Annotated in this window: 4 protein-coding genes and 1 pseudogene; 3 read left to right on the forward strand and 2 right to left on the reverse strand. The window is 70.3% G+C overall.

The features are described 5' to 3' along the window. On the forward strand, nt 1-1,524 hold a 1,524-nt coding region (gene ettA / locus NJ376_RS28105; RefSeq protein ID WP_252956664.1), incomplete at its 5' end, for an energy-dependent translational throttle protein EttA. A 202-nt stretch (nt 1,525-1,726) separates the two neighbouring features. Next, nucleotides 1,727-2,263 (forward strand): GNAT family N-acetyltransferase, encoded by a 537-nt coding sequence (locus NJ376_RS28110; protein ID WP_252956665.1) that lies wholly within the window; start codon nt 1,727-1,729, stop codon nt 2,261-2,263. A 72-nt stretch (nt 2,264-2,335) separates the two neighbouring features. Here the strand turns inward: NJ376_RS28110 and NJ376_RS28115 are convergent, their stop codons facing one another. Together NJ376_RS28115 and NJ376_RS28120 are read right to left on the reverse strand one after the other, a co-directional pair. Then, on the reverse strand, nt 2,336-3,394 hold the full coding sequence (locus NJ376_RS28115; protein WP_252956666.1) for an LLM class flavin-dependent oxidoreductase: 1,059 nt from the start codon (nt 3,392-3,394) through the stop codon (nt 2,336-2,338). 22 nt (nt 3,395-3,416) lie between these two features. After that, nucleotides 3,417-3,665 carry a hypothetical protein gene (locus NJ376_RS28120; protein WP_252956667.1) on the reverse strand — a complete coding sequence of 83 codons (249 nt, stop codon included), beginning with the start codon at nt 3,663-3,665 and terminating at the stop codon, nt 3,417-3,419. 295 nt (nt 3,666-3,960) lie between these two features. On the opposite strand from NJ376_RS28120, the pseudogene NJ376_RS28125 reads away from it, so the two are divergent. Continuing rightward, nucleotides 3,961-4,940 (forward strand): annotated as a pseudogene (locus NJ376_RS28125) (hypothetical protein); the annotation flags it as partial.

A 4,940-nucleotide genomic window follows, 5' to 3' on the forward strand; every position in this document is an offset into this window, starting at 1 on the left:
ATCATGGCCGGGCAGGACAAGGAATTCGGCGGCGAGGCCTGGGCCGCCGAGGGCGTCCGCGTCGGCTACCTGCCGCAGGAGCCGCATCTGGAGCCCGACCTCACCGTTGGCGAGAACGTCATGCTCGCCTTCAAGGAGATGAAGGGCTACCTCGACCGCTTCAACGAGATCTCGATGAAGTTCGGCGAGGAGATGTCGGACGACGAGATGAACGTCCTGCTGGCCGAGCAGGCGGAGCTGCAGGAGAAGATCGACGCCGGCAATGGCTGGGAGATCGATCGCAGCATCGAGATCGCGCTGGACGCGCTGCGCTGCCCGCCGGCCGACAGCCCGGTGACGCATCTCTCGGGCGGCGAGCGGCGCCGCGTCGCGCTGTGCCGCCTGCTGCTCGAGAAGCCGGAGATGCTGCTGCTCGACGAGCCGACCAACCACCTCGATGCCGAGAGCGTCTCCTGGCTGGAGAAGACGCTGCGCGAGTACCAGGGCTGCGTCCTGATCGTCACGCATGACCGCTACTTCCTCGACAACGTGACGAACTGGATCCTCGAGGTCGATCGCGGCCGGGGAATCCCCTACCAGGGCAGCTATTCCGCCTATCTCGAGCAGAAGCGCAAGCGCCTGCAGCAGGAGGAGAAGGAGGAGAGCACCCGGCAGCGCCAGCTCGCCGAGGAGCAGGAGTGGATCGGGCGCAGCCCGGCCGCCCGCCAGGCGAAGAGCAAGGCCCGCATCCAGGCCTATGAGGAGCTGCTGGCGAAGAGCCAGGAGAAGGCGCCGGATCCCACCGAGATCCAGATCCCGCCCGCGCCCCGCCTCGGCAACACCGTCATCGTCGCCGAGAACATCCGCAAGGGCTTCGGCAACCGGCTGCTGATCGACGACCTCTCCTTCAAGCTGCCGCCGGGCGGCATCGTCGGCGTCATCGGCCCGAACGGCGCCGGCAAGACCACGCTGTTCAAGATGATCACCGGCGCCGACAAGCCGGACAGCGGCACGCTGACCGTCGGCGACAGCGTCGATCTCGGCTATGTGGACCAGAGCCGCGACAGCCTGCGCGACGACCGCACGGTGTGGCAGGAGATCTCCGACGGGATGGACATGATCCCGATGGGCAAGCGGCAGGTGCCGAGCCGCGCCTATTGCGCCGCCTTCAACTTCAAGGGTGGCGACCAGCAGAAGCCGGTCGGCGTGCTCTCCGGCGGCGAGCGCAACCGGGTGCATCTGGCGAAGATGCTGAAGCGCCCGCACAACGTGCTGCTGCTGGACGAGCCGACCAACGACCTGGACGTCGATACGCTCCGCGCGCTGGAGGAGGCGCTGCAGGATTTCGCCGGCTGCGCCGTCATCATCAGCCACGACCGCTGGTTCCTCGACCGGCTGGCGACCCACATCCTCGCCTTCGAGGGCGACAGCCATGTCGAGTGGTTCGAGGGCAACTACCAAGCCTATGAAGCGGACCGGAAGCGCCGGCTGGGCGCGGCGGCGGACCAGCCGCACCGCATCAAGTACCGGCCGCTGACCCGGTAGAACCGCATCGGCGCTGCCGGATCACGGCGCGATCCGGCAGAGCGGAGGCTGCTTCGCCGCCCGGAAGGCGCCAGCGGAGCCTTCCAGCCCTCGCCTCACTTTTACGTGATCGAAACGGCGAGGCGACAGCCCCGGCCGCACGTGGCAGGATATGTCGCTATCGTCCGTTCCACCTGGGCGAGGGGGAGAGCAGCGAAGCGGCATGCATTATGGCCATCCCATCGTCCAGCCGGCGCGGGTCATCCGCACGGCCCGGCTGACCCTGCTTCCCGTGGGGCTGGAGAACCTCGCCGACCTGGAGCGGCTGAAGGGCGACCCCAGGGTTTTCTCCACCATGCTGCACGGCGTGCGATCGCCCGAGCGCACGCGGGAGGAGCTGGAGGACGACATCGATTTCTGGGAGGTGCGCGGCTATGGCACCTGGTGCGTCTTCCGCACGGAGGATGGCGCCTTCCTCGGCATCTGCGGGCTGATGGAGCGGCCGGATGGCCGCGGCGTGGCGTTGCGCTATGCGCTGTGGCCGGAGATGCGCGGTCATGGCTATGCGCGGGAAGCGGCCGCGGCGGCCCTGGCCTTCGGCCATCGCGTCGGGCTGGACCGCATCATCGCGGTGGCACGGGAGACCAACCTCGCCTCCGTCGCCGTGCTGGAAACCCTGGGCATGCAGCCCTGCGGCGACTTCCACAACCATGGCCACCGCATGCTGGTGTTCGAGAGCCTGGCGCCCAAGGCGGGCTGAACCCGGCGCCCTCTCGAAACAGCCTGCCCGGGGAGGCGGCCGGCACCGTCCCGGGCAGCCGACGCCGCAGCCTCAGCCCGCCGTCGCGCCCATCGCCCTGAGGCGCGGCCGGACATGCTCGGCAAATCGGCGCATCTCCCGCTCGAAGGGCTGGAACTGGGTCAGCAGCGTGTCGATGCCGGCCTCGTGGAATGCCGCCAGCCGCGCCGCCACCTGGTCGTAGCTGCCGACCGTCCCGGCGGCGGTGCCGCCATTGGTGCCGACGCTCTCGAACTTCGCCTGGGTCTTGCGCATCACCACCGCCGGGTCGGTGTTGGCCCGGACATAGGCCTTGATCTCGCCGTCCTGCTGCGCGAGGTCCAGCAGGCGCCGATATTCCGCCTGTGCCTCTTCCTCCGTCTCCCGCGCGATGACGAAGGTGGAGAGGCCGAAGCGCACCGGCGCCCCGGCGCGGGGCCGGCGGCGGACATCGGCGATCAGCGCCTGCACATTCTCCAGCGGCTGGCCGTTGATGAACCAGACATCGGCCAGCGCCGCCACCAAATCCCGCGCCGGGTCGCTCTCCCCGCCCACATAGATGCGCGGGCGGGCGCGGGTGGCCGCGGTCGGACGCAGCATGTAGTCGCGCACCTGGAAGTAACGCCCGTCATGCTGCACCGCCTCGCCGCGCATCAGCCGCTCGACCACCGAGAGCCATTCGGCGCCATAGGCGTAGCGCTCGTCATGCTCGCGGAAGACCATGCCCGCGTCCTCGATCTCCTTGCGGTTCCAGGCATTCACCAGGTTGATGGCGAAGCGGCCGCCGCTGATTTCCTCGATCTGCAGCGCCATCTTCGCCAGCACCACCGGGTGGTAGAGCATGGGCTTGATGGCGGCGATGAGCTCGATGCGCCGCGTCTCCGCGGCCAGCGCCGCGGCGCTGGTCCAGGCCTCGAGCTGGCCGAGCTCCGGCTTGTGCGGGTTCATGGTATGCTGGGCGATCAGCACGCAGTCATAGCCCAGCGCCTCCGCCTCCAGCACCAGCCGGCGGTTGCGCGCCCAGGAGGCGTCGTAGGGCTCCTCCGGGTCGTGCAACGCGGCGCGGTTGCCATGCACCAGGGCCCAGATGCCGATGCGGAGCGGAAGGGTCATGGGCGGTCCTCCTTGAAATCGTTCAGCCGGGCAGCGGCGCCAGCACGGCGACCGCGGCGAAGAGGTCGGCGGGGCCGAGGCGCAACGCTTTCGGCTCCACCGCCCCGGCCAGGATGTCGGATCGCCCGCCCGCGGCATCGGGTATCACCAGCCCGACGGAGCGGGCGGGCCAGGCCCCCGCGACGGGCTGGGCCCGCAGCAGCGCAGCGGGGCCGGCCAGCGCCAGGCCGATGCCGGCCCCGAGCGCGCAGCGGCAACCGAACCCAGCCATGCATGCTCCTTTCGCCGCGTCGGGTGGGAGGATAGGCCGGCTTCGCGCCGGCCTCAAAACCGCCCCTGCCTCGCCCTGGACAGCTCCGGCCGGACCGGTGCCCGCCGGCAAGTCATGTCGCTATGCGGCCCTTTAAGTTCTAAGTAACGACTGTCCCAGGAAGAGAAGAGGGGGCCCTTTACCCAGGCTTATCCGTTTCGGTCTTATCGCTTCCCCTGAGTTTGCCTGTCGGCGTCCGACAAAATCCTGGGCCGTTCCTGGGATGGCGGCAAATATTGCAGAGGAGCGATGCGCGTTGCGCAAGAAGCAGCCCCATTCCAAGCCCAACAAGGCGCAGCGGACTCGCCGCCGCCAGGCCACGCTTGCCTCCACCCTCGCCCTGCTCGGCAGCGCCGCCCCCGCCGCGGCCGAGATCATGGTCAACAGCAACACCACCCTGTCCGGCACGCTGAACGGCAGCGGCGGCGGCGGCTACTACGTCACCAGCGGCAATCAGCTCACCGTCACCAGCGGCATCATGCACAACTACCGCACCACGGGCGGGGATGGCTCGGGTGGCGGTGCCGGCCTCGGCGGCGCGGTCTTCGTCGACAATGGCGGCGCGCTGATCCTCAACGACGTGACCATCATGGGCAACACCGCGGTCGGCGGCCGCGGCGGCGTCGGCAGCACCGGCGGCAACCTCAACGGCATCACCGGCGGCAGCACCGGCAGCACCGGCAGCGCCGGCGGTACCTGGCCGGACAGCAGCACCCTGATCGGCGACGGCAATGGCAACGGCCTGACCGGCACCGATGGCGGCGCGGGCGGCAGCCCCGGCACCGGCGTCGGCGGCACCGGCGGAGCGGGCGGCGCCGGCCAGGCCGGCTGGTCGCACAACCCGGTGCTGGAGGCGACGCGGGACGCCGCAGCGCTCGCCTATGCCTCGCTCACCGCGCAGGCGATAGCGCTGGCGGCGGAGATCGCCGCCGCCACGGCCAACCCCTTCACCGCCCCGATCGTCGCCGGGCTGGCCGCGCAAGCGGCACAGCTCACCATCGACATCGCCACGGCGCTGGACGCCCATCTCAACGCCCAGGCCGCGGTGGACAATTGGAATGACGCCAACAACCGCGGCTCGGTCGGCCTCGGCGGGAATGGCGGCAGCGGCGGCGCGGGCGGGAATGGCAGCACCGGCTATGGCGGCGGCCGCGGCGGCAATGGCGGCGCCGGCGGCAATGGCAGCGGCGGGGCGGCGGACGGCATCGGCGGCGATGGCGGCACGGGCGGCGCCGG

Origin of the sequence: Siccirubricoccus soli, from assembly GCF_024178315.1 — a bacterium.
Lineage (GTDB): Bacteria > Pseudomonadota > Alphaproteobacteria > Acetobacterales > Acetobacteraceae > Siccirubricoccus > Siccirubricoccus soli.

What these genes read in the sequence shown, in the direction of transcription:
- NJ376_RS28120 (WP_252956667.1), bottom strand. Translation starts at nt 3,665, where the DNA reads ATGGCTGGGTTCGGTTGCCGCTGCGCGCTCGGGGCCGGCATCGGCCTG.
- NJ376_RS28110 (WP_252956665.1), top strand. Translation starts at nt 1,727, where the DNA reads ATGCATTATGGCCATCCCATCGTCCAGCCGGCGCGGGTCATCCGCACG.
- NJ376_RS28115 (WP_252956666.1), bottom strand. Translation starts at nt 3,394, where the DNA reads ATGACCCTTCCGCTCCGCATCGGCATCTGGGCCCTGGTGCATGGCAAC.